Here is a 22,570-nt window from a genome sequence, read left to right as displayed (position 1 = left end):
GGCGGTCGGATCATCCGACCGCCGCCCTTCCGTTTCCGGCCCGGGCGGATGAACGCCCGGGCGCCCGGCTCGGTACCATGAAGATTCATCCCCTCCCGGTTGCGTCCGACCGTACGGGCCGCGGCAGGGGTCGGCCCCGGTGCCCCGAGGAGAGTCCTTGCCCGACGAGGTTGTGCCCACGGCCGAAGCGGCCGCCCCCGACAACCGTCCCACGCCCTCGGGGGCCACCCCGGCACGCCCGGCGCCGACCTCCTCGCGACCGACCGCCCCCACCGGGCGCGGCTCCTCCTCGGGTGGCATGCGCGCCCGCCTGGCCCGCCTCGGCGGCCAGCGCTCCAGCGTGCTCAACCCCGTGCTGGAGCCGCTGTTCCGGTCCATCCGGGCGAACGACCCGAAGGCCGATCCGGCGCTGCTGCGGGACATCGAGCGGGCCTACGCCGTCGCCGAGAAGTGGCACCGCGGGCAGAAGCGCAAGAGCGGCGACCCGTACATCACCCACCCGCTGGCGGTGGCCACCATCCTGGCCGAGCTGGGGATGGACGCCCCGACCCTGATGGCCGGGCTGCTGCACGACACCGTCGAGGACACCGACTACGGCCTGGAGACCCTGCGCAAGGACTTCGGCGACTCGGTGGCGCTGCTGGTGGACGGCGTCACCAAGCTGGACCGGGTCAAGTTCGGCGAGGCCGCGCAGGCCGAGACCGTCCGCAAGATGGTCGTCGCGATGGCCAAGGACCCGCGGGTCCTGGTGATCAAGCTGGCCGACCGCCTGCACAACATGCGCACGATGCGCTACCTCAAGCGGGAGAAGCAGGAGAAGAAGGCCCGCGAGACGCTGGAGATCTACGCCCCGCTGGCGCACCGGCTGGGCATGAACACCATCAAGTGGGAGCTGGAGGACCTCGCCTTCGCGATCCTCTACCCCAAGATGTACGACGAGATCGTCCGGCTGGTCGCCGAGCGCGCCCCCAAGCGGGACGAGTACCTGGCGACCGTCATCGACCAGGTCCAGGGGGACCTGCGCGGCGCCCGGATCACCGCCTCCGTCACCGGCCGGCCGAAGCACTACTACTCGGTCTACCAGAAGATGATCGTCCGGGGCCGGGACTTCGCCGAGATCTACGACCTGGTGGGCATCCGGGTCCTGGTCGACACCGTCCGCGACTGCTACGCGGCGCTGGGCACCATCCACGCGCGGTGGAACCCGGTGCCGGGGCGGTTCAAGGACTACATCGCGATGCCCAAGTTCAACATGTACCAGTCGCTGCACACGACGGTGATCGGCCCCGGCGGCAAGCCCGTCGAACTCCAGATCCGCACCTTCGACATGCACCGCCGGGCCGAGTACGGCATCGCCGCGCACTGGAAGTACAAGCAGCGCGCGGTGGCCGGCGCGTCCAAGGTCCGCACCGACACCCCGACCCAGGTCCGCAAGGACGACAAGGCCGGCGCCGTCAACGAGATGGCCTGGCTGCGGCAGCTGCTGGACTGGCAGAAGGAGACCGCCGACCCGGGCGAGTTCCTGGAGTCGCTGCGCTTCGACCTGGCCAGCAACGAGGTCTTCGTCTTCACGCCCAAGGGCGACGTGATAGCCCTGCCGGCCGGCGCGACCCCGGTCGACTTCGCCTTCGCGGTGCACACCGAGGTGGGCTACCGGACGATAGGGGCCCGGGTCAACGGGCGGCTGGTACCGCTGGAGTCGACGCTGGAGAACGGCGACGCCGTCGAGGTGTTCACCTCCAAGGCGGAGAACGCCGGCCCGTCCCGGGACTGGCTGGGCTTCGTCAAGTCGCCGCGCGCCCGCAACAAGATCCGCGCCTGGTTCTCCAAGGAGCGCCGCGAGGAGGCGATCGAGCACGGCAAGGAGGCGATCGTCCGGGCGATGCGCAAGCAGGGCCTGCCGATCCAGCGGATCCTGACCGGCGACTCGCTGGTCACCCTGGCCCACGAGATGCGCTACCCCGACATCTCCTCGCTCTACGCCGCGATCGGCGAGGGCCACGTCACCGCGCAGAACATCGTGCAGAAACTGGTCCAGGCGCTCGGCGGCGAGGAGGGCGCCACCGAGGACCTCGCCGAGACCGCGACCCCGACGCACGACAACCGCCGGGCGGTGCGCCGCCGGGCCAAGGGCGACCCGGGCGTGATCGTCAAGGGCGTCGAGGACGTCTGGGTCAAGCTGTCCCGCTGCTGCACCCCGGTGCCGGGCGACCCGATCGTCGGGTTCGTGACCCGCGGCAACGGCGTATCGGTGCACCGCGCCGACTGCGTCAACGTCGAGTCGCTGAGCCAGCAGCCCGAGCGGATGATCGACGTCGAGTGGGCCGCCACCCAGTCCTCGGTGTTCCTGGTGGCCATCCAGGTCGAGGCGCTGGACCGCTCCCGGCTGCTCTCGGACGTCACCCGGGTGCTCTCCGACCAGCACGTCAACATCCTGTCGGCGGCGGTGCAGACCTCCCGCGACCGGGTCGCGATGAGCCGCTTCACCTTCGAGATGGGCGACCCGAAGCACCTCGGCCACGTGCTCAAGGCCGTGCGCGGCGTCGAGGGCGTCTACGACGTCTACCGCGTCACCTCGGCCCGCAAGTAGCGCCCCCGGGCACGAGAGCACGAGAGAGGGCCCCGGGAGATCCCGGGGCCCTCTCTCGTGCGTTCGGCGGATCAGCCGCTGAACTCCTCCTGGCTCCGGTGCGCCTGCTCCAGCAGGGTCTGCACGCCGGCCAGCTCGTTCTCCAGCTTGGCGATCCGGCCGGCGTTGCCGGCGGCGCGGGCCTTGTCCAGGTCGGCCTGGATCTTGTCGGCCTTCGCCTCGAACAGGCCGACCATGCCGGCGGCGCGCGCCTTGGCCTCCGGGTTGGAGCGCTTCCACTCGGCGTCCTCGGCCTCGCGGATGGCCCGCTCGACCGTGTTCAGCCGGCCGTCCAGCTTCGGACGGGCGTCGCGCGGCACGTGCCCGATCGCCTCCCAGCGCTCGTTGACCTCGCGCAGCGCCGCCTTGGCGGCCTTCAGGTCGGTGATCGGCAGGATCGCCTCGGCCTCGGTGGCCAGCGCCTCCTTGAGCTTCTGGTTGGCCACCTGCTCGGCGTCCCGCTCGCTGAACACCGCGGAACGGGCCTGGAAGAAGACGTCCTGCGCGCCGCGGAACCGCGCCCACAGCTCGTCCTCGATGTCCCGCTGGGCCCGGCCGGCGGACTTCCAGCGCGCCATCAGGTCGCGGTAGGCGGCCGCGGTGTCGCCCCACTCGGTGGACGAGGACAGCGCCTCGGCCTCGGCGACCAGCGCCTCCTTGGTCTGCCGGGCCTGCTCGCGCTCGGCGTCCAGGGTCGCGAAGTGCGCCTTGCGGTGCTTGGAGAAGACCGAACGGGCGTGCGAGAAGCGGTGCCACAGCTCGTCGTCGCTCTTGCGGTCCAGCCGGGGCAGGCCCTTCCAGGTGTCCACCAGGGCGCGCAGCCGGTCCCCGGCCTCCCGCCACTGGGTGGACTCGGCGAGCTGCTCGGCCTCGGAGACCAGCGCCTCCTTGGCGGTGCGGGTCTCGTCCTGGGCCTTGGCGCGGGCGGCCTTGCGCTCCTCGCGCCGGCTCTCGATCTCGCCGGCGAGCGTGTCCAGCCGCTTGGCCAGGGCGGCCAGGTCGCCGACCGCGTGCCCCTCGGTCACCTGGGCGCGCAGGTGGTCCAGCGCGGCCTGGGCGTCCTTGGCGGCCAGGTCGGTGGTGCGCACCCGCTTCTCCAGCAGGCCGATCTCCACCTCGATGCCCTGGTACTTGCGCTCGAAGTAGGCGAGGGCCTCCTCGGGCGAGCCGGCCTGCCAGGAACCCACGACGCGTTCGCCGTCGGCCGTCCTGACGTAGACCGTGCCCTGCTCGTCGACACGGCCCCACGGGTCGCTGCTCATAGCGCGTCCTCCACATGACGTCGCGCCCGCGCCGGGGCGGCGCGCGTCCGTCGTCCACAGTTGATGTGCGGCGGACCGATGAGTCCGCCGTCCCCGTCCGCCGTGACTTGCTGCCGAGGGTGACGGCCAGGCGGGTGCGGGCACCCTGAATACAACGCCAACATAGGCGACCAGCCCCGGTGCTGTCCGCATCCGGGCCGGGCGATTTCGGGCCGGGGCCGCGCCGAGGCGCTTCGGGCGCCTCTTGCGGGCGGCCCCGGGAGATGTCAACTCTTTGTCGTGGTCACCGAGTTGAAGGTGACGTCGGCCATCGGGTGGCCGTCCGGGGCGCCCTCCAGGGTGCCCGCGGCGGCGATCTTCTGCACCGCGTCCAGGCCCCCGGTGATCTTGCCGAAGGGGGTGTAGTTCGGGGGCAGCTGGGTGTCCTTGTAGACCAGGAAGAACTGGCTCCCGTTCGTGCCGGGGCCTGAGTTGGCCATCGCCACGGTGCCCGCCGGGTAGGTCGCGCCGGTCAGGTTCTCGTCCGCGAACTTGTAACCGGGGCCGCCGGTGCCGCCCGGGACGGTCGCGCTGGCGGTCGGGTCGCCGCACTGGAGCACGAAGATGCCGTCGGTGGTGAGCCGGTGGCACTTGGTGTGGTCGAAGTACTTCTCCCCGGCCAGGAAGACGAAGGAGTTCACCGTGTGCGGGGCCTTGGCCGCGTCGAGCGCGAGCGTCACCTTGCCGCAGTTGGTGTCCAGCGTCGCGGTGTACGAGCCGCCCGCGTCGACCGCCATGGCCGGCTCGGCCTGCCACTGCTTGCCGTTCGGCGCGCCCGGCGCCGGATCGGCGCAGCCCTCGACCGGCTTGCGGGTCGGGGTGGTCGGCTCGGCGCCCTGGCTCGGCGCGGCCTGGGCGGAGGAGGCGGACGAAGCCGACTTGTCCTTGTCCGAGCTGAACGCCCCGGTGCCGACCAGCGCACCGCCGCCGGCCAGCACCACGACGGCGAGCGAGGCGCCCAGGATCGTGTTGCGGCGCCTGCGCGCGGACCGCGCGGCGACCCGCCGCTCCATCTGGCGCTCGTACTTCTCTCGGGCGAGCTGCCGCCGCCGCTGTTCGCTGCTGACCACCGGCCGTGTCTCCTACGGATGTGCTGGGAAAGTGGATGGGTACCGAAGCGGATCATCGCATCCATCGGCGGCCAAGTGTAGGGACCGGGCCTGTAAGAACGCGGTGAACCTGTCAGCGCGAACCGCGCGCGCCACCCCTATCTGGTTCGCAACCGCACCCGCACCGCCGGTAGGCTGCCTTTACCTCACTGGTGTGCTGCATGACTGGTGGCTGCATCCGACCCGGCAGCCGCGACCGTAGCCGCCACTGCCGACCGCATCACGAAGGACGCGCGTGTTCATCGCCGGATTCCCCGCTGGAGCCTGGGGCACCAACTGCTACCTGGTCGCCCCGGCGGCGGGCGAGGAGTGCGTCATCGTCGATCCCGGCCACCAGGCGGCGCGCGGTGTCGAGGAGATGGTTCGCGAGCACGGGCTCAAGCCCGTCGCCGTGGTGCTCACGCACGGCCACATCGACCACGTGGCCTCGGTGGTCCCGGTCTGCGGCGCCCGCGGCGTCCCGGCCTGGATCCACCCCGAGGACCGGTACATGATGTCCGACCCGGAGAAGGCCCTCGGCCGCGCCCTGGGCACCCAGCTGATGGGCGAGCTCACCGTCGGCGAGCCCGACGACGTGCGCGAGCTCACCGACGGCGCCGTGCTGGAGCTCGCCGGCCTGCAGCTCACCGTGGACCACGCCCCGGGCCATACCGGGGGGTCGGTGACCTTCCGGACGCCCGGTGCCGAGGACCTCCCCCCGGTGCTGTTCTCGGGCGACCTGCTGTTCGCCGGCTCCATCGGGCGTACCGACCTCCCGGGCGGGGACAGCGAGGCGATCATGCGGTCGCTGGCCCGGGTGTGCCTGCCCCTCGACGACACCACCGTGGTCCTCTCCGGCCACGGCGGACAGACCACCATCGGCCACGAGCGCGCCACCAACCCCTACCTCCGACAGGCAGCAGGGGCGGCCGGCGCCCAGGCTTTCCCGCGACGAGGAATGTGACGGAAGAGAAGTTGAGCACCTTCACCGCCCCCAAGGGCACCTACGACCTGCTGCCCCCCAGCTCCGCGACCTTCCTGGCGATCCGCGAGCGCATCGCCGCGCCCGCCCGCCGGGCCGGCTACGGCTACATCGAGACCCCGGTCTTCGAGGACGTGAAGCTCTTCTCCCGCGGCGTCGGCGAGTCCACCGACATCGTCAGCAAGGAGATGTACAACCTCACCACCCGCGGCGGCGACGAGCTCGCGCTGCGCCCGGAGGGCACCGCCTCGGTGCTGCGCGCCGCCCTCCAGGCCAACCTGCACAAGCAGGGCAACCTGCCGGTCAAGCTCTGGTACTCCGGCTCGTACTACCGCTACGAGCGTGCCCAGAAGGGCCGCTACCGCCAGTTCTCCCAGGTCGGCGCCGAGGCGATCGGGGCCGAGGACCCGGCCCTGGACGCCGAGCTGATCATCCTCGCCGACGACGCCTTCCGCTCGCTGGGCGTGCGCGACTACTCGCTGCTGCTCAACAGCCTCGGCGACAAGCAGTGCCGCCCGGTCTACCGCGCCGCCCTGGTCGAGTTCCTCGCCGGCCTGGACCTGGACGAGGACACCCGCCGCCGCGCCGACATCAACCCGCTGCGCGTCCTGGACGACAAGCGCGAGTCCGTGCAGGCCCAGCTGGTCGACGCGCCCAAGCTGCGCGACTACCTGTGCGAGGAGTGCAAGGCGTACGACGAGAAGGTCCGCGAGTTGCTCACCGCGAACGGCGTGGCCTTCGTCGACGACCCGAAGCTGGTCCGCGGCCTGGACTACTACACCCGCACCACCTTCGAGTTCGTGCACAACGGCCTCGGCGCCCAGTCCGCGATCGGCGGCGGCGGCCGCTACGACGGCCTGTCCGAGATGATCGGCGGCCCGGCGCTGCCGTCCGTCGGCTGGGCCCTCGGCGTGGACCGCACCTTCCTGGCGATGGAGGCCGAGGGCATCGTCCTCGACCTGCCCGCCGCGACCTCCGTGTACGCCGTCGCGCTCGGCGAGGAGGCCAAGAACGTCCTGTTCGCCAAGGTGGTTGAGCTGCGCCGGGCCGGCGTCGCCACCGACCTCGCCTTCGGCGTCAAGAGCATCAAGAACGCCATGAAGTCCGCCGACCGGTCCGGCGCCCGCTTCGCCCTCGTGGCCGGGGACCGGGACCTCGCCGACGGCGTCGTCCAGCTCAAGGACCTGACCACCGGCGAGCAGAACCCCGTCGCCCTCGACGCACTCGTCACCACCCTGAAGGAGAAGCAGCTGTGATCCGCACGCACGACGCGGGCACGCTCCGCCCGGAGCACGCAGGCACCACCGTCACCCTGGCCGGCTGGGTCGCCCGCCGCCGCGACCACGGCGGTGTCGCCTTCATCGATCTGCGCGACGCCTCCGGCACCGTGCAGATCGTGGTCCGCGACCTCGACTCGGTGCACGGCCTTCGCGCCGAGTACTGCGTCAAGGTCGTCGGCGACGTCCGGGTGCGCCCCGACGGCAACGAGAACCCGGACATCCCGACCGGCGCGGTCGAGGTCGTCGTCAGCGAGATCGAGGTCCTCTCCGAGGCCGCCCCGCTGCCCTTCCCGGTCGCCGAGTACGAGCCGGGCACGGTCAACGAGGAGGTCCGGCTGCGCTACCGCTACCTGGACCTGCGCCGCGAGGGCCCCGCCAAGGGCCTGCGACTGCGCTCGAAGGTCAACAACATCATCCGCCGGGTGATGGAGGAGAACGACTACCTCGACATCGAGACGCCGTACCTCACCCGCTCCACCCCCGAGGGCGCCCGCGACTTCCTCGTCCCCGTCCGCCTGCAGCCCGGCCACTGGTACGCGCTGCCGCAGTCGCCCCAGCTGTTCAAGCAGCTGCTGATGGTGGCCGGGATGGAGCGCTACTACCAGATCGCCCGCTGCTTCCGCGACGAGGACTTCCGCGCCGACCGGCAGCCGGAGTTCACCCAGCTCGACATCGAGGCCTCGTTCGTCGACCAGGAGGACGTCCTGGCCCTCGGCGAGAAGATCGTCGGCTCGATCTGGCGCGAGGTGCACGGCTACGAGCTCCCCAACCCGCTGCCCCGGATGACCTACGCGGACGCCATGGCCCGCTACGGCTCCGACAAGCCGGACGTCCGCTTCGGACAGGAACTCACCGACCTCACCGAGTACTTCAAGGGCACCGAGTTCCGCGTCTTCCAGGCCCCGTACGTCGGCGCCGTGGTGATGCCCGGCGGCGCCTCGCAGCCCCGCAAGGCGCTCGACGCCTGGCAGGACTGGGCCAAGGCGCGCGGCGCCCGCGGCCTGGCCTACGTCGTCATCGACGCCGAGACCGGCGAGCTGCGCGGCCCGGTCGCCAAGAACCTGTCCGAGGAGCACCTGGCCGGCCTGGCCGCCGCCGCGGGCGCCAAGAACGGCGACGCGATCTTCTTCGCGGCCGGCAAGCAGCGCCCCTCGCAGGAGCTGCTGGGCGCCGCCCGCCTGGAGATCGGCCGCCGCTGCGAGCTGATCGACGCGTCGCAGTGGGCCTTCCTCTGGGTCGTCGACTTCCCGATGTTCGAGCCGATCGAGGACGACAAGGGCGAGTTCCAGGGCTGGCACGCGGTGCACCACCCGTTCACCGCCCCGACGGCCGAGTCGCTCGCCACCTTCGACACCGACCCGGGCTCGGCCCTGTCCAACGCCTACGACCTGGTCCTCAACGGCTCGGAGCTGGGCGGCGGTTCGATCCGTATCCACCAGCGCGACGTGCAGAAGCGGGCGTTCGACGCGATCGGCCTCTCCGAGGAGGAGGCGGCCTCGCAGTTCGGCTTCCTGCTGGACGCCTTCAACTACGGCCCGCCGCCGCACGGTGGCGTCGCCTTCGGCCTCGACCGCATCGTCACCCTGCTCGGCGGGTACGACACCATCCGCGACGTCATCGCCTTCCCGAAGACGTCCACCGGCGGTGACCCGCTGACCGGCGCCCCGACCCCGATCACCCCGGCCCAGCGCCGGGAGGCCGGCGTGGACGCCAAGCCGAAGCTGCGCGAGGACGCCGCGAAGTCCGAGGCCTGACACCGGATCCGCTAACCTTCAACGGCCCCGGACGGTCCACCCACCGTCCGGGGCCGGTCCACAATGACGTGTGACACAAGGAGGGTTGACTCATGCAGGTGATCACAAGGGTCGAGTGTCCGGATGACGCCCCGGCGACCAGACGCGTTCACATGGCCGCGTTCCCCGGCCCGGACGAGGCGGACCTGGTCGACGCGCTGCGCCGCGATCCGGCCTGGCTGCCCGGGCTGTCGCTGGTCGCGGTCGACGAGACCGGGCTGGTGATCGGGCACGCGCTGCTGACCCGGCTGCGGGTCGGCGAGGACGGCACGGGCCTCGCGCTCGCGCCGGTCGCCGTCGCGCCCGAGTGGCAGCGCAAGGGCGTCGGCGAACTCGTCGTCCGGGCCGCGCTGTCGGCGGCCGAGGAGGCGGGGGAGAAGCTCGTGGTCGTCCTCGGCGACCCGGAGTACTACGGGCGGTTCGGCTTCAGCGCGGCCGGTCGGCACGAGGTCAGCGGGCCGTTCGAGGTGCCGGACGCCTACTTCCAGGCGCTGCCGCTGCCCGCGTACGACGGCGCTCCGCGCGGGCTCTGCCGCTACCCCGAGGCCTTCGTGGCGGTGTAGACCGTCAGGTCGGTTCCACCGGCCGCGTTCCCACCCGGGGCCCCGTCCCCATCCGAGGCCCCGTTCCACCCGACGTTCCCACCCGGGGCTCCGTCCCACCCGACGATCCCAGCCGGCCGAAGGGGACCGTGACCCGGCAACTGCGCACGAACGCGGCCATCGCCGGCGTGAGTTCGCGGTCCTTCGGCCAGTACAGCCCGACCAGGCTCGGGCTGAGCCCCCGCACCGGCCGGTACGCGACGTCACCCCGTACGGCCAGCCGGCTCATCGTCTCCGGTGCGAAGCCGACGCCCTGACCGCACACCACCGCGGCCAGCCACTCGTCGGTGTTGTGCGCCACCGCGCCGATCCGCACCGGACGCCCGCCCCGCTCCCGGCCCGCCAGCCAGTACTCGCGCCAGTGCCCGGCCTCGTGCGGTATCGCCACGAACGGCTCGTCCAGCAGGTCCTCGACGGACAGCCCGGCCCGGTCCGCCAGCCGGTGCCCGGCCGGCAGCGCCACGACCCGCGCCTCCTCGCCGAGCACGGCGACGTTGTAGTGCTCGACCAGCCACGCCGGGCCGTGCCAGAGCGTCAGGTCGATCTCGCCGGTGGCCAGGCCCGAGGTCGGGTCGAACCAGTTGTTCTGCCGCAGCTCCACCTGCCAGCCGGGCATCCGCCGGGCGAAGTCGGCGACGGTGCTGCGGGTCATCAGGTTGATGATGCCGCCCTCGAACCCCACGCGCAGCACCGAACCCTGCTCGGCGGCGGCCGCCCGGGTGGCCCGCAGCGCGTCCTCCCAGCCGGCCAGCATCGCCCCGGCGTAGTCCGCCAGCGCCCGCCCGGCCCGGGTGGGCGCCATGCCGCGCCGCGAGCGCTCGAACAGCTCGACCCCGAGCAGCGATTCCAGCTGGCGGATCTGCTTGGTGAGCGTCGGCTGGGAGACGAACAGCCGGGCCGCGGCGGCGGTCAGCTGACCCTCCTCGCAGACCGCGGCGAAGCTGCGCAGCAGGCGGGTGTCGACATCCATGCCCCAAGGTTATGGAACCGGATATTGGACCCGTCCGGCAGGTGTGGGCCAAGGTTGGTCGTTCGGCGTTCGCGCCGACCGGACGGGGGAGCGCGGCAGCGGCGGTTCAGGGGGCCGCCGCTGCCGCCCGCCCGTCCGCCGACCTGCGGGGGCGGCCTCCAGCGCCTACGGTGAGTGCTCATCAGCAGCAGCCGGACGGAGGACCCCAGGTGGCCGAGGAGCAGCGGACCGCGAAGCCGGAACGACTCGCGAGGAAGCCGTACGAGCGGGAACTGCTGAGGCTCCAGCAGGAACTGGTGAAGCTCCAGGAGTGGGTGCGGGTCGAGGGCGCCCGGCTGGTGGTGGTCTTCGAGGGGCGCGACGCCGCCGGCAAGGGCGGCGCGATCAAGCGGGTGACGGAGTACCTGAACCCGCGCATCGCCCGGGTCGCGGCGCTGCCGACCCCGACCGAGCGGCAGAAGACCCAGTGGTACTTCCAGCGGTACGTCGAGCAGCTGCCGGCCGCCGGGGAGATCGTGCTGTTCGACCGCAGCTGGTACAACCGGGCCGGCGTCGAGCGGGTCATGGGCTTCTGCACGGACGAGCAGTACTGGCAGTTCCTGCACCAGTGCCCGACCTTCGAGCGGATGCTGATCGAGGCGGGCATCCTGCTGCGCAAGTACTGGTTCTCGGTGAGCGACACCGAGCAGGAACGGCGCTTCCGGGACCGGCTGGAGGATCCGATGAAGCGCTGGAAGCTCTCCCCGATGGACGTCGAGTCGATCACCCGTTGGGAGGACTACTCGCGGGCCAAGGACGAGATGTTCGTCTACACCGACACCCCGGACTCGCCCTGGCACGTGGTGGAGAGCGACGACAAGCGGCGGGCCCGGATCAACATGATCGCCCACCTGCTCTCCACCGTGCCGTACCGCGAGACCACCGCCCCGCAGATCGACCTGCCGCCCCGCCCGGCCCCGCGCGGCTACCAGCGGCCCCCGCGCGACCTGCAGAAGTACGTCCCGGACCACGCGGCCCGCCTCGATCGGCCGGACCGGGCCTGAGCACGATGATGCCGGGCGGCCCCGGCGGGTGTGTCGGCGGCCTCGCATAGGCTTCCGGTGTGGACGAACCGGACCTCTTCACCGCCGCCGCCGAGGAACGCCAGAGCAGGGAGCCCGGCCGGGCGCCACTGGCCGTACGGATGCGTCCGCGCACCCTGGACGAGGTGGCCGGGCAGCGGCAGCTGCTGAAGCCCGGGTCGCCGCTGCGGCGGCTGGTCTCGGGCTCGCGCGGCCCGGCGGCGACCAGCTCGGTGATCCTCTGGGGCCCGCCCGGCACCGGCAAGACCACCCTCGCGCACGTGATCAGCCAGGCCGTGGAGGGCCGCTTCGTCGAGCTGTCCGCGATCACCGCCGGGGTCAAGGAGGTCCGGGCGGTGATCGACGGCGCCCGGCGGGCGGTCGGCATGTCCGGCCGCGAGACGGTGCTGTTCCTGGACGAGATCCACCGCTTCTCCAAGGCCCAGCAGGACTCGCTGCTGCCGGCCGTGGAGAACCGCTGGGTCACCCTGATCGCGGCGACCACCGAGAACCCGTACTTCTCGGTGATCTCCCCGCTGCTGTCCCGCTCGCTGCTGCTCACCCTGGAGTCGCTGACCGACGAGGACGTCCGCGCCCTGCTGCGCCGCGCGACGGCCGACGAGCGCGGCCTGGGGGGCGCGCTGGAGCTGACGGCGGAGGCCGAGGACCACCTGGTGCGCCTCGCCGGCGGTGATGCCCGGCGGGCGCTCACCACGCTGGAGGCGGCGGCCGGGGCGGCGCTGGAGAAGGGCGAGGCGAGCATCACGCTGGCCACCACGGAGACGGCCGTCAACCAGGCGGCCGTGCGCTACGACAAGGACGGCGACCAGCACTACGACGTGGCGAGCGCGCTGATCAAGTCGATCCGGGGCAGCGACGTGGACGCCACCCTGCACTACCTGGCCCGGATGATCGAGGCGGGGGAGGACCCGCGGTTCATCGCCCGCCGGCTGATGATCTCGGCCAGCGAGGACGTCGGCCTGGCCGACCCGACGGCGCTCCAGACGGCGGTCGCGGCGGCCCAGGCGGTGGCCCTGATCGGCTTCCCGGAGGCGCGGATCATCCTCTCCCAGGCGGCGATCGCGCTGGCCCTGGCGCCCAAGTCCAACGCGGCCTACCTGGCGATCGACGCGGCGCTGGCGGACGTCCGGCAGGGGCTCGCGGGCGCGGTGCCGCCGCACCTGCGGGACGCGCACTACGGCGGCGCGGGCAAGCTCGGCCACGGCCAGGGCTACCAGTACCCGCACGACCTGCCGGAGGGCATCGCGGCCCAGCAGTACGCGCCGGACGCGGTGCACGGCAAGGACTACTACCAGCCGACCCGGCGCGGCGGCGAGGCCCGCTACGCGGACGTCGTGGAGTGGACGCGGGGCCGGCTCAGGGGCGAGTGAGAAGGGGCGGTCGAGCACCCGGTACAATCGGTCGGAGTGCCACGTCCCGGGACGGCGGCGGGGGAGACCCCACCGACCGGCCACACCAGCGGGGCATCGGCCGTAGGCCTCCTCCGGGAGGCCCGCACCAGGAGCGTCGCGCACCGTTTCGGTGTCGCGGACGGCCCGGATTTCCGGGCTGTTCCGTGTGACCAGCACTTTCGTGCCCGGCTCCGGAGAGCGGCTGACCGCATCGCCTCGGCGATGGGTTGTCTCCGGGTCGCGAGATGCGACCTCCGTCAACACCTGGTGAAGCCGTATTCGTAAGCAAGGAAGGTTTGGTTCATGGCGAACCAGAAGCGTCCCAAGGTCAAGATCGCGCGTGCGCTCGGCGTGCCGCTGACCCCGAAGTCCGTCAAGTACTTCGAGGCCCGCCCGTACCCGCCCGGCCAGCACGGCCGTGGTCGCAAGCAGAACTCGGACTACAAGGTCCGTCTGCTCGAGAAGCAGCGTCTGCGCGCCCAGTACGACCTGAGCGAGAAGCAGATGGCGCGCGCGTTCGACCGCGCGAAGAAGGCCGAGGGCAAGACCGGTGAGGCGCTCGTCGCCGAGCTGGAGACCCGTCTGGACTCGCTGGTGCTGCGTTCGGGCATTGCCCGCACCATCTACCAGGCCCGCCAGATGGTCGTCCACGGCCACATCGAGGTCAACGGTGGCAAGGTCAACAAGCCGTCGTACCAGATGAAGCCGGGCTTCGTGGTGACCGTCCGCGAGCGCAGCAAGGAGAAGGTCCCGTTCCAGGTCGCCCGTGAGGGTGGCTACGCGGGCGAGGGCCAGACCCCGAAGTACCTCGAGGTCAACCTGAAGGCCCTGGCCTTCCGCCTGGACCGTGCGCCGCAGCGCAAGGAGGTCCCGGTGATCTGTGACGAGCAGCTGGTGGTCGAGTACTACTCGCGCTGACCCGCGGCGGTTCCGCATCCGCGGTACCTCAGCGAGCCCCCGTCGCCTTTCGAGGCGGCGGGGGCTCGCCCCTTTTCCGGTGGCAGCTCCTGGTGCCGGTCGGACGGGATTTACCGGCTCTCGCCGGTCATCGCCGCGGCCAGCCGCAGGTGCGGGCGGGCCTCCTCGGCGCGGCCCTGGCGCTCCAGGGTGCGGCCGAGCATCAGCCGGGCGTAGTCCTCGGCCGGGTCGGTGTCCAGGATCCGGAGCAACTCGGCCTCAGCGCGCCCGAGTTGGGCGGAGTGGTAGTAGCTGCGGGCCAGCAGCAGCCGGACCGAGAGGTTGGCCGGCTCCTCGGCCAGCACGCCCTCCAGCATGCGGGCGGCGTCGGCGTAGGCCTTGGACTCGAAGTGGAACGTCGCGAGGCGGTACTCGTCGGCGGCGGTGGTCACGGCCACGGGGTGCTCCTTCCGGGTGGTTCCTTGCCTCCTCAAGCAATCAGCAAGCTTCAGCTATTCCTGGCCGGCGCGGGCGTCGGTGCCGACGGCACCGAGCAGGGCCCGGCCCCGGGCTCCGGGCCGCCCGCCGACCCGCTGCCGCCCAGCGCCCGGGAGACCGCCGCGTCCAGGTCGAGCCGGGCCCCGGCCTGGTAGCACCGCTCGTACTCCTGCGCGGTCAGCCCCGCCCGGGCCCGCTCCGCGCACTCCCGGTGCGGGCCGAAGAAGGACCGCGAGCCCAGGAAGGGCAGGCCGACCGCGCCCCAGATCCGGTGCGCGGCGCCCTGCAGCACCCGGGCCTCGCCCAGATCGCCCGGCGCGCCCGGGCCGCCCGGCTCGGTCTCCAGTAGCGCCAGCAGGTCGATCGCCAGCGCGATGCCCAGCAGGTCGTGGAACAGGTGGTTCAGCCGCAGGCCCTCCCGGGCCAGGGCGCGGGCCGCCCGGACGGCGCCGTCCAGCCAGTGCGCGTACGCCATCGCGTACAGCACGTACGCGTACGCCCACTGCTCGCCGTGCTCCTCGCACAGCTCGCGGGCCTGGCCGAACCAGAGCTCCCCGCTCTCCGGATCCCCCTGGAAGAGGTACGCGAGGCCCAGCTCGAACATGGCCAGCACGACGGTGCTGTTGAGCTCGCCGATGGTCCGGTAGTGCCAGAGCGCCTCCTCGAACAGTTCGGCGGCGCGGTCCGGCTCGTCGCCGATCAGGGCCACGCTGCCCTGCCGGTGGACGGCGTAGGCGAGCGCCCGGTCGTCGCCGGTGTCCAGGGCCTGGCGGCGGCACTCCTCCAGCGCCGGGCGGGCCGCCTCCAGGTCGCCTTGCAGGGTGGCCAGGTGGCCGGTCGCCCAGAGGGCCTTGGCGCGGGCCTCGGTCGGCTCGCGGTCCAGGGCGAGCGCGCGGTCCAGCCAGTGCCGCCCCTCGCCGAGGTGGCCGCAGCCGACCCAGTAGAACCACAGCGTGCCCGCCAGCAGCAGGGCGATCTGCTCCTCACCGGGCTCGGCGAGGCAGAACTCCAGCGCCGCGCGGAGGTTGGGATGGGCGAGTTCGGTGCGCTCGGCGGTCTCGGCCTGCCGGGGCCCGAACCACTCGACCTCGCCCCAGGTGGCCACGCCCAGGTACCAGTCGCGGTGGCGGCGCAGCAGCCGCTGCTCCTCGCCGGCGGCCCGCAGCCACTGGCCGCCGTAGTCGCGCAGGGTGTCCAGCAGCCGGAAGCGGACGCCGAAGGCGCTGTCCTCGCGCAGCACCACGGACTTGCCGACCAGTTCGTCGAGCAGGTCGAGCACGTCCTCGGCCTCCAGGCCGTCACCGGCGCAGACGTACTCGGCGGCCTCCAGGTCGAAACTGCCGGCGAAGACCGACAGGCGGGCCCAGAGTAAACGTTCCTGCACGGTGCAGAGCTCATGGCTCCAACCGATCGTGGTGCGCAACGTCCGGTGCCGCGGCAGGGCCGTCCGGGAGCCGCCGGTGAGCAGCCGGAACCGGTCGTCCAGCCGGGCGCTGATCTGCTCCACCGACAGCGCGCGCAGCCGCCCGGCCGCCAGCTCCACCGCCAGCGGGATGCCGTCCAGACGGCGGCAGAGCAGGCCCACCGCCTCGGCGTTGGCCTCGGTCAGCGCGAAGGAGGGCAGCACCGCCCGGGCCCGCTCGGCGAACAGCCGCACCGCGTCCGGCAGCCCGCCCGGACCGCCCGGACCGCCCGGCCGGGGGTCGACCGGCAGCGGGGCCAGGGTGAGCAGGTGCTCGCCCGAGGCCCGCAGCGCGGCGCGGCTGGTGGTCAGCACCCGGAGGCCGGGCAGCGCCCGCAGCAGCGCGTGCGCCAGTTCGGCGCAGGCCTGCACCAGGTGCTCGCAGCCGTCCAGCACCAGCAGAGCGCGCCGACCGGACAGCCGCTCGGCGAGCAGGTCCAGCGGCGGGCGGGCCGCGTCGTCGGCCAGCCGCAGCGCCTCCAGCACCGCGCGGCCGAGCCGCAGCGGATCCTGCACCGGGGCCACCTCGACCAGCCAGGTGCCGTCCGGGAAGGCGTCGGCCGCCCGGGCGGCGGCGCGCAGGGCCAGCCGGCTCTTGCCCACCCCGCCCGGCCCGGTCACCGTCACCAGCCGGGCGCCGGCCAGCAGGCCCGCCAGCTCGGCCAGCTCCCGCTGCCGCCCGACGAAGCCCGTCACCTCGGCCGGCAGCCGGCCGGGCTCCGGCTCGCGCGGCCACGCCGCGGGTTCCCCGGGCTGTGCTCTCCAGTCGCCGGCCAAGCGCTGCTCCCCGTGTTCCTGGCCCGGACCGTCGGGGCCGGACGTTCGTCGGGCCGTACGGGCGACGGCCCGCCTGGCAGAACGAGGTGACCGGCCGGTAGGTTACGCGCGCGGTTCGCACATCCGACCGGTTCGGCCGGGCGTCGACGCGACGGCGGACCCCGGAGCCCGGCGACAACCCGGTCCGGAAACCGGGCGTGGGCGCGATAGGGTTCCCTTTGGAGAACAGCAAGGCGAGGGAGCGCGCAAAGGTGTCCGTGGGAGAGCTGGCCGGGTTGCTCGTCGCCGTGTTCTGGGCGGTCCTGGTCACCCTGCTCGCCGTGGTGCTGGTCCGCCTCTCGCGAGTGCTGAAGGAGGCCACCGTCCTCGTCTCCGCCGTCACCGAGCAGGCCGTCCCGCTGCTGAGCGACGCGGGCGCCGCCGTGCGCAGTGCCAACCAGCAGCTGGAGCGGGTGGACGAGATCACCGCCAACGTGCAGGACGCCGCCGCCAACGCCAACGCGCTCTCCTCCACCGTCGCCGCCACCCTGGGCGGCCCGCTGGTGAAGGTCGCGGCCTTCAGTTACGGCGTCCGCAAGGCCGTCGCCAAGCAGCAGGGCGGCCAGCCGTCCGTGCCGTCGCAGAGCGGCGAGCGCGAGGAGCTGGCCCGGCTGATCCGGGCCGAGGTGCGCGCCGCGACCGCGCCCAGGAACGGCCTGCTCTCCCGGGTCCGGCGCGCGGTGAGGGGCTGACGGCATGGTGCGACGCGTCTTCTGGATGGCGGTCGGCGCCGGTGCGACCGTGTGGGCCATCAACAAGGCCAACGAGGCCGTGCACCGGCTCACCCCGGACAGCCTCTCCGGCACCGCCACGCGCGGTGCGCTGCACCTGGGCGACCTGGCCAAGCAGTTCGCCCAGGACGTGCGGGCCGGCATGGCCGAGCGCGAGGAGCAGCTGAAGGACGACCTCGGACTGCACGGCACCGCCGTCGTCGAACCCGGGAGCACCCGCCGGGTCCTGCGCGGCGAGCCGCAGTACCGAGCTATCTCGGCGGCGCCCGGCAGCCCGGCCGCCGCCCTGCCCCCGTCCGGCCCCCGCCCCGTATCCCGTGGGGCCCGCACCACCACCCGAGCCATTGAAGAAACGCCCCGCCGCGCCCTGCCGCAGCGGGGCGGCACCCCGAACCGGAAGGACCAATAATGGAGTCGGCTGAGATCCGCCGCCGCTGGCTGCGCTTCTTCGAGGAGCGCGGCCACACCGTCGTTCCGTCGGCGTCCCTGGTCGCCGACGACCCCACCCTGCTGCTGGTCAACGCCGGCATGGTGCCGTTCAAGCCCTACTTCCTGGGCGAGGTCAAGCCGCAGTTCGCGCGCGCCACCAGCGTCCAGAAGTGCGTGCGCACCCTGGACATCGAGGAGGTCGGGAAGACCACCCGGCACGGCTCCTTCTTCCAGATGTGCGGCAACTTCTCCTTCGGCGACTACTTCAAGGAAGGCGCCATCAAGTTCGCGTGGGAGCTGCTCACCAGCTCCGTCGCGTACGGTGGCTACGGCCTGGAGAAGGAGAAGCTCTGGATCACCGTCTACCAGGACGACGACGAGGCCGAGCTGATCTGGCGTGACGTCATCGGCGTCCCGTCCGAGCGCATCCAGCGCCTCGGCATGAAGGACAACTTCTGGTCGATGGGCGTCCCCGGCCCCTGCGGCCCGTGCTCGGAGATCAACTACGACCGCGGCCCCGCGTACGGCGAGGAGGGCGGCCCGGCCGTCAACGGCGAGCGCTACCTGGAGATCTGGAACCTGGTCTTCATGCAGTACGAGCGCGGCCACGGCGACGGCAAGGACGGCTTCGAGATCCTCGGCGACCTGCCGAGCAAGAACATCGACACCGGCCTCGGCCTGGAGCGCCTCGCCGCCATCCTCCAGGGCGTCGACAACCTCTTCGAGATCGACACCAGCCGGATGATCCTCGACCGCGCCGCCGAGCTCACCGGCCACACCTACGGCGCCGACCACAAGTCGGACGTCTCGCTGCGCGTGGTCACCGACCACATCCGCACCGCGCTGATGCTGATCGGCGACGGCGTCACCCCCGGCAACGAGGGCCGCGGCTACGTGCTGCGCCGCATCCTGCGCCGCGCCATCCGCAACATGCGCCTGCTGGGCGCCACCGGCGTGGTGGCCAAGGACCTCACCGACATCGCCATCAAGGCGATGGCTCCGCAGTACCCGGAGCTGGAGAGCGACCGCAAGCGCATCGAGACGGTCGTCGTCGGCGAGGAGGCGGCCTTCCTGCAGACGCTCAAGGCCGGCACCAGCCTGCTGGACGCCGCGGTCACCGAGACCAAGCAGGCCGGCGGCGCGGTCCTCTCCGGGGACCAGGCCTTCAAGCTGCACGACACCTACGGCTTCCCGATCGACCTCACCCTGGAGATGGCCGAGGAGCAGGGCCTCCAGGTGGACGAGGCCGGCTTCCGCCGCCTGATGCAGGAGCAGCGCAACCGCGCCAAGGCGGACGCCAAGGCCAAGAAGATGGGCCACGCCGACGTCGCCGCGTACCGCGAGGTCGCCGACACGTCCGGCGCGAGCGTCTTCACCGGCTACAACCTCACCGAGGGCGAGGCCAGCGTCGTCGGCCTGCTGGTGGACGGCGTTCCGGCGCCGGCCGCCTCCGAGGGCGACGAGGTCGAGATCATCCTCGACCGCACCCCGTTCTACGCCGAGGGCGGCGGCCAGCTCGCCGACCACGGCCGGATCCGGCTGGAGTCCGGCGCGGTGGTGGAGATCCGCGACGTGCAGCAGCCCGTCCCGGGTGTCATCGTGCACTCCGGTGGGGTGCTGTTCGGCGAGGTCGTGCTCGGCGCCTCGGCGTACGCCACGATCGACACCGAGCGCCGCCGGGCGATCGCCCGCGCCCACTCGGCCACCCACCTGACCCACCAGGCGCTGCGTGACGCGCTCGGCCCGACGGCCGCCCAGGCCGGCTCCGAGAACGCCCCCGGCCGCTTCCGCTTCGACTTCGGCTCGCCCGCCGCCGTCCCGGGCACCGTGCTGGTCGACGTCGAGCAGAAGATCAACGACGTGCTGGGCCGCGAACTCGACGTCACCGCCGAGGTCATGACGATGGATCAGGCCCGCAAGGCCGGCGCCATCGCGATGTTCGGCGAGAAGTACGGCGACGAGGTCCGGGTCGTCACCATCGGTGACTTCTCCAAGGAGCTGTGCGGTGGCACGCACGTCGGCAACACCGCCCAGCTGGGCCTGGTCAAGCTGCTCGGCGAGTCCTCGATCGGCTCCGGCGTGCGCCGCGTCGAGGCGCTGGTCGGCGTCGACGCGTACAAGTTCCTGGCCCGCGAGCACACCGTGGTCTCCCAGCTGACCGAGCTGGTCAAGGGACGCCCGGAGGAGCTGCCGGAGAAGATCTCGGGCATGCTCGCCAAGCTCAAGGACGCCGAGAAGGAGATCGAGCGCTTCCGCGCCGAGAAGGTGCTGGCCGCCGCGGCGGGTCTGGCCGACTCGGCCGAGGACGTGCACGGCATCTCGGTGGTCGCCGCGCAGGTCGCCGACGGCGTGGGCGCGGACGAGCTGCGCAAGCTGGTGCTGGACGTGCGCGGCCGCCTCGGCTCGCGCCCGGCCGTGGTCGCCGCCTTCACCGTGGCGAACGACCGCCCGCTGACCGTGATCGCCACCAACGAGGACGCCCGCGCCCGCGGTATCAAGGCCGGCGAGCTGGTCCGGGTCGCCGCCAAGACCCTCGGCGGCGGCGGTGGCGGCAAGGACGACGTCGCCCAGGGCGGCGGCTCCAACCCGGCCGCGGTCGGCGAGGCCGTCGCCGCGGTGCGCGGCCTGGTCGCGGAGCGCGCCAGCTGATGGTCGAGGAGCCTCAGGTGGAGCGGCCCTTCCGGCGGGGGCGGCGGATCGCCGTCGACGTCGGTGACGCCCGGATCGGGGTCGCGTCCTGCGACCCCGACGGGGTGCTCGCCACGCCCGTGGAGACCGTTCCGGCCGGGGTGAAGTCGCAGGCCAGGATCGCCGCCATCGTCGAGGAGTACGACGCGGTGGAGGTGATCGTCGGGCTGCCCCGCTCGCTGAGCGGCAAGGAGGGCCCGGCGGCGGAGAAGGTCCGCGCCTACGCGACGCGGCTGGCCAACCGGCTGTACCCGGTGCCGGTCCGGCTGGTCGACGAGCGGATGTCGACCGTCACCGCCACCCACGGGCTGCGCGCCTCGGGCGTCAAGGCGAAGAAGGGCCGCTCGGTGGTCGACCAGGCCGCCGCGGTGGTGATCCTGCAGACCGCCCTTGAGTCCGAACGGGTGAGCGGGAACCCGCCTGGTGAGAGCGTCGAGGCGGTCGGCTGACCGGCCTGATCTAACGTCCCGTCGAGGGGTCCGTGCGGACGCGTCCGCACGGACCCCTTTCGAACGTTTCGGCACTGCCTAGGGGACGCGAGCGATGACCGACCAGGACTTCCACCCGGGGCTCACGCCCGGGCACCTGGGTGCGCCGGTGCTGGAGCCGGAGGGCCGCCCGCCGGGCGCGCCCCGCATGCGCTCCGATGCACCCGATCCGCACCGACGGCGTAACGGACTGGCCTGCGCGCTGACCGCGCTCGCCCTGGTCGCGGTGTTCGGCGGGGCGGGCCTCGCCGGGTACACCTGGTTCCAGGGGCAGCGCACACCCCCGGCCGCCGCCGACTTCGCGGGGCAGGGCACCGGCAGCGTCCAGGTCTCCGTGCCGGAGGGCGCGGGCCTGTCCCAGATCGCGTCCACCCTGGTCCGCAACGGGGTGGTGGCCAGCTCGATCGCCTTCACCCGGGCGGCCAAGGGCAGCGCCGCGGCCGCCGGGCGGATCCAGCCCGGCACCTACACCCTGAAGCAGCGGATGTCGGCCGCGGCCGCGCTGACCGTGCTGATCGACCCCGCCAACGCCAACGGCCTGACCATCCCCGAGGGCTGGCGCGGCTACCAGATCTACGTGGCCATCGACCACAAGCTGCGCCTGCCGGAGGGCACCACCCAGCGCACCGCCCAGGAGCAGGGCGCCGAACTGGGCCTGCCGGACTTCGCCAAGGGCAGCCCCGAGGGCTACCTCTTCCCCGCGACGTACAGCGTCACCGACGGGACCACCGCGATCGACCTGCTGAAACAGATGGTGGAGCGGGCCGGCAAGGAGTTCAGCCGGGACGACGCGAACGTCGTCGCGCAGAACCTCGGGCAGAGCCTGTACGGGCTGGTCACCGTGGCCAGCATGGTCCAGGGCGAGGCCGACAACAACGAGGACATGGGCAAGGTGGCGAGGGTCATCTACAACCGGCTCGCCAAGGGCATGCCGCTGCAGCTCGACTCCACGATCAACTACGCGCTCGGCCGGTCGACCCTGAACACCACCGTCACCGACACCCGGCTGGACTCCCCGTACAACACCTACCTGCACCCCGGGCTGCCGCCCACGCCGATCTCCAACCCGGGGCGGCAGGCGATCATGGCGGCGCTGGACCCGGCGCAGGGGGACTGGCTCTACTTCGTCACCGTGAAACCGGGGGACACCCGCTTCACCGACAGCTTCGACGTGCAGCAGCGCAACGTCGCCGATTTCAACGCCAACCGGGCGTCGGCGAAGCCGAGCGCCTCGGAGCTGCCGTCGGCTTCGGCCGGTGCGTCGGCCCCGGACTCCGGGCCGGCGGCGCCGGCGCCCGAGCCGAGCGAGGGTGGATGAGGTCGGACACTGACGGCACGTCCGCCCTGCCGGGGGGACGTGTGCGGTACGGTAACGTCTCCTCCCAGGCGCTGCGCTAGCACGCCGGTTCGAGAATCAGCCGGGACCGCGTCCCGGACGGCCGG

Annotated in this window: 18 protein-coding genes; 13 read left to right on the top strand and 5 right to left on the bottom strand. The window is 72.5% G+C overall.

The window, feature by feature from the left end; all coding sequences use genetic code 11:
• The first annotated feature begins 139 nt into the window (after positions 1-139).
• Entirely contained in the window at positions 140-2,590 is a 2,451-nt protein-coding gene (locus ABT015_RS08240; protein WP_402448274.1) for a RelA/SpoT family protein, read from the top strand.
• Between the two features lie 71 nt (positions 2,591-2,661).
• On the opposite strand, the gene ABT015_RS08235 is transcribed toward ABT015_RS08240, so the two are convergent.
• Both ABT015_RS08235 and ABT015_RS08230 read right to left on the bottom strand, forming a co-directional pair.
• Positions 2,662-3,891, bottom strand: coding sequence for a DUF349 domain-containing protein (locus ABT015_RS08235; RefSeq protein ID WP_350877875.1), 1,230 nt, complete (start codon positions 3,889-3,891; stop codon positions 2,662-2,664).
• Positions 3,892-4,157: 266 nt separating this feature from the next.
• Positions 4,158-5,000, bottom strand: a complete 843-nt coding sequence (locus ABT015_RS08230) for a peptidylprolyl isomerase (protein ID WP_350877874.1) — start codon at positions 4,998-5,000, stop codon at positions 4,158-4,160.
• 274 nt (positions 5,001-5,274) lie between these two features.
• Here ABT015_RS08230 and ABT015_RS08225 point away from each other — a divergent pair, with 274 nt between their 5' ends.
• From ABT015_RS08225 to ABT015_RS08210, 4 genes are all read left to right on the top strand, one after another.
• Positions 5,275-5,982 (top strand): MBL fold metallo-hydrolase, encoded by a 708-nt coding sequence (locus ABT015_RS08225; RefSeq protein ID WP_063346799.1) that lies wholly within the window; start codon positions 5,275-5,277, stop codon positions 5,980-5,982.
• An 11-nt stretch (positions 5,983-5,993) separates the two neighbouring features.
• Positions 5,994-7,256, top strand: a complete 1,263-nt coding sequence (hisS, locus tag ABT015_RS08220; protein WP_350877873.1) for a histidine--tRNA ligase — start codon at positions 5,994-5,996, stop codon at positions 7,254-7,256.
• Positions 7,253-9,034 carry an aspartate--tRNA ligase gene (gene aspS, locus ABT015_RS08215; RefSeq protein WP_350877872.1) on the top strand — a complete coding sequence of 594 codons (1,782 nt, stop codon included), beginning with the start codon at positions 7,253-7,255 and terminating at the stop codon, positions 9,032-9,034. Before hisS ends, aspS begins: the two co-directional genes overlap by 4 nt.
• Before the next feature lie 92 nt (positions 9,035-9,126).
• Complete coding sequence (locus ABT015_RS08210; RefSeq protein WP_402448282.1) at positions 9,127-9,636, top strand: GNAT family N-acetyltransferase; 510 nt, start codon at positions 9,127-9,129, stop codon at positions 9,634-9,636.
• 4 nt (positions 9,637-9,640) lie between these two features.
• Here the strand turns inward: ABT015_RS08210 and ABT015_RS08205 are convergent, their stop codons facing one another.
• Complete coding sequence (locus ABT015_RS08205) at positions 9,641-10,645, bottom strand: LysR family transcriptional regulator (protein WP_350877869.1); 1,005 nt, start codon at positions 10,643-10,645, stop codon at positions 9,641-9,643.
• 209 nt (positions 10,646-10,854) lie between these two features.
• Between ABT015_RS08205 and ppk2 the strand changes: the two genes are divergently transcribed.
• From ppk2 to rpsD, 3 genes are all read left to right on the top strand, one after another.
• Complete coding sequence (ppk2, locus tag ABT015_RS08200; protein ID WP_350877868.1) at positions 10,855-11,688, top strand: polyphosphate kinase 2; 834 nt, start codon at positions 10,855-10,857, stop codon at positions 11,686-11,688.
• Between the two features lie 59 nt (positions 11,689-11,747).
• Complete coding sequence (locus ABT015_RS08195) at positions 11,748-13,097, top strand: replication-associated recombination protein A (protein ID WP_350877867.1); 1,350 nt, start codon at positions 11,748-11,750, stop codon at positions 13,095-13,097.
• A 324-nt stretch (positions 13,098-13,421) separates the two neighbouring features.
• Positions 13,422-14,036 (top strand): 30S ribosomal protein S4, encoded by a 615-nt coding sequence (rpsD, locus tag ABT015_RS08190; protein ID WP_063346792.1) that lies wholly within the window; start codon positions 13,422-13,424, stop codon positions 14,034-14,036.
• A 110-nt stretch (positions 14,037-14,146) separates the two neighbouring features.
• Here the strand turns inward: rpsD and ABT015_RS08185 are convergent, their stop codons facing one another.
• Together ABT015_RS08185 and ABT015_RS08180 are read right to left on the bottom strand one after the other, a co-directional pair.
• Entirely contained in the window at positions 14,147-14,467 is a 321-nt protein-coding gene (locus ABT015_RS08185; RefSeq protein WP_371522589.1) for a tetratricopeptide repeat protein, read from the bottom strand.
• Positions 14,468-14,523: 56 nt separating this feature from the next.
• Positions 14,524-16,752, bottom strand: a complete 2,229-nt coding sequence (locus ABT015_RS08180; protein WP_350877865.1) for an ATP-binding protein — start codon at positions 16,750-16,752, stop codon at positions 14,524-14,526.
• Between the two features lie 251 nt (positions 16,753-17,003).
• Here ABT015_RS08180 and ABT015_RS08175 point away from each other — a divergent pair, with 251 nt between their 5' ends.
• The 5 genes from ABT015_RS08175 to mltG all read left to right on the top strand — a co-directional run bounded on the left by ABT015_RS08175 (position 17,004) and on the right by mltG (position 22,445).
• Positions 17,004-17,483, top strand: coding sequence for a DUF948 domain-containing protein (locus ABT015_RS08175; protein ID WP_063346789.1), 480 nt, complete (start codon positions 17,004-17,006; stop codon positions 17,481-17,483).
• Between the two features lie 4 nt (positions 17,484-17,487).
• Positions 17,488-17,931, top strand: a complete 444-nt coding sequence (locus ABT015_RS08170) for a DUF6167 family protein (RefSeq protein WP_350877864.1) — start codon at positions 17,488-17,490, stop codon at positions 17,929-17,931.
• Positions 17,931-20,600 (top strand): alanine--tRNA ligase, encoded by a 2,670-nt coding sequence (alaS, locus tag ABT015_RS08165; protein ID WP_350877863.1) that lies wholly within the window; start codon positions 17,931-17,933, stop codon positions 20,598-20,600. Before ABT015_RS08170 ends, alaS begins: the two co-directional genes overlap by 1 nt.
• A 17-nt stretch (positions 20,601-20,617) precedes the next feature.
• Positions 20,618-21,088 carry a Holliday junction resolvase RuvX gene (gene ruvX / locus ABT015_RS08160; RefSeq protein WP_244293307.1) on the top strand — a complete coding sequence of 157 codons (471 nt, stop codon included), beginning with the start codon at positions 20,618-20,620 and terminating at the stop codon, positions 21,086-21,088.
• A 94-nt stretch (positions 21,089-21,182) separates the two neighbouring features.
• Positions 21,183-22,445 carry an endolytic transglycosylase MltG gene (gene mltG, locus ABT015_RS08155; RefSeq protein WP_350877862.1) on the top strand — a complete coding sequence of 421 codons (1,263 nt, stop codon included), beginning with the start codon at positions 21,183-21,185 and terminating at the stop codon, positions 22,443-22,445.
• The last annotated feature ends 125 nt before the right edge of the window (positions 22,446-22,570 follow it).

The sequence above is a fragment of the Kitasatospora sp. NPDC094016 genome (genome assembly GCF_040304045.1).
GTDB lineage: Bacteria > Actinomycetota > Actinomycetes > Streptomycetales > Streptomycetaceae > Kitasatospora.
This window is presented reverse-complemented; position numbering and strand designations above follow the sequence as displayed.

Excerpts from the sequence above, each read along its gene's own strand:
- ABT015_RS08235 (WP_350877875.1), bottom strand. The coding sequence starts at position 3,891 with ATGAGCAGCGACCCGTGGGGCCGTGTCGACGAGCAGGGCACGGTCTAC.
- ABT015_RS08210 (WP_402448282.1), top strand. The coding sequence starts at position 9,127 with ATGCAGGTGATCACAAGGGTCGAGTGTCCGGATGACGCCCCGGCGACC.
- ABT015_RS08205 (WP_350877869.1), bottom strand. The coding sequence starts at position 10,645 with ATGGATGTCGACACCCGCCTGCTGCGCAGCTTCGCCGCGGTCTGCGAG.
- rpsD (WP_063346792.1), top strand. The coding sequence starts at position 13,422 with ATGGCGAACCAGAAGCGTCCCAAGGTCAAGATCGCGCGTGCGCTCGGC.
- ABT015_RS08170 (WP_350877864.1), top strand. The coding sequence starts at position 17,488 with ATGGTGCGACGCGTCTTCTGGATGGCGGTCGGCGCCGGTGCGACCGTG.
- alaS (WP_350877863.1), top strand. The coding sequence starts at position 17,931 with ATGGAGTCGGCTGAGATCCGCCGCCGCTGGCTGCGCTTCTTCGAGGAG.
- mltG (WP_350877862.1), top strand. The coding sequence starts at position 21,183 with ATGACCGACCAGGACTTCCACCCGGGGCTCACGCCCGGGCACCTGGGT.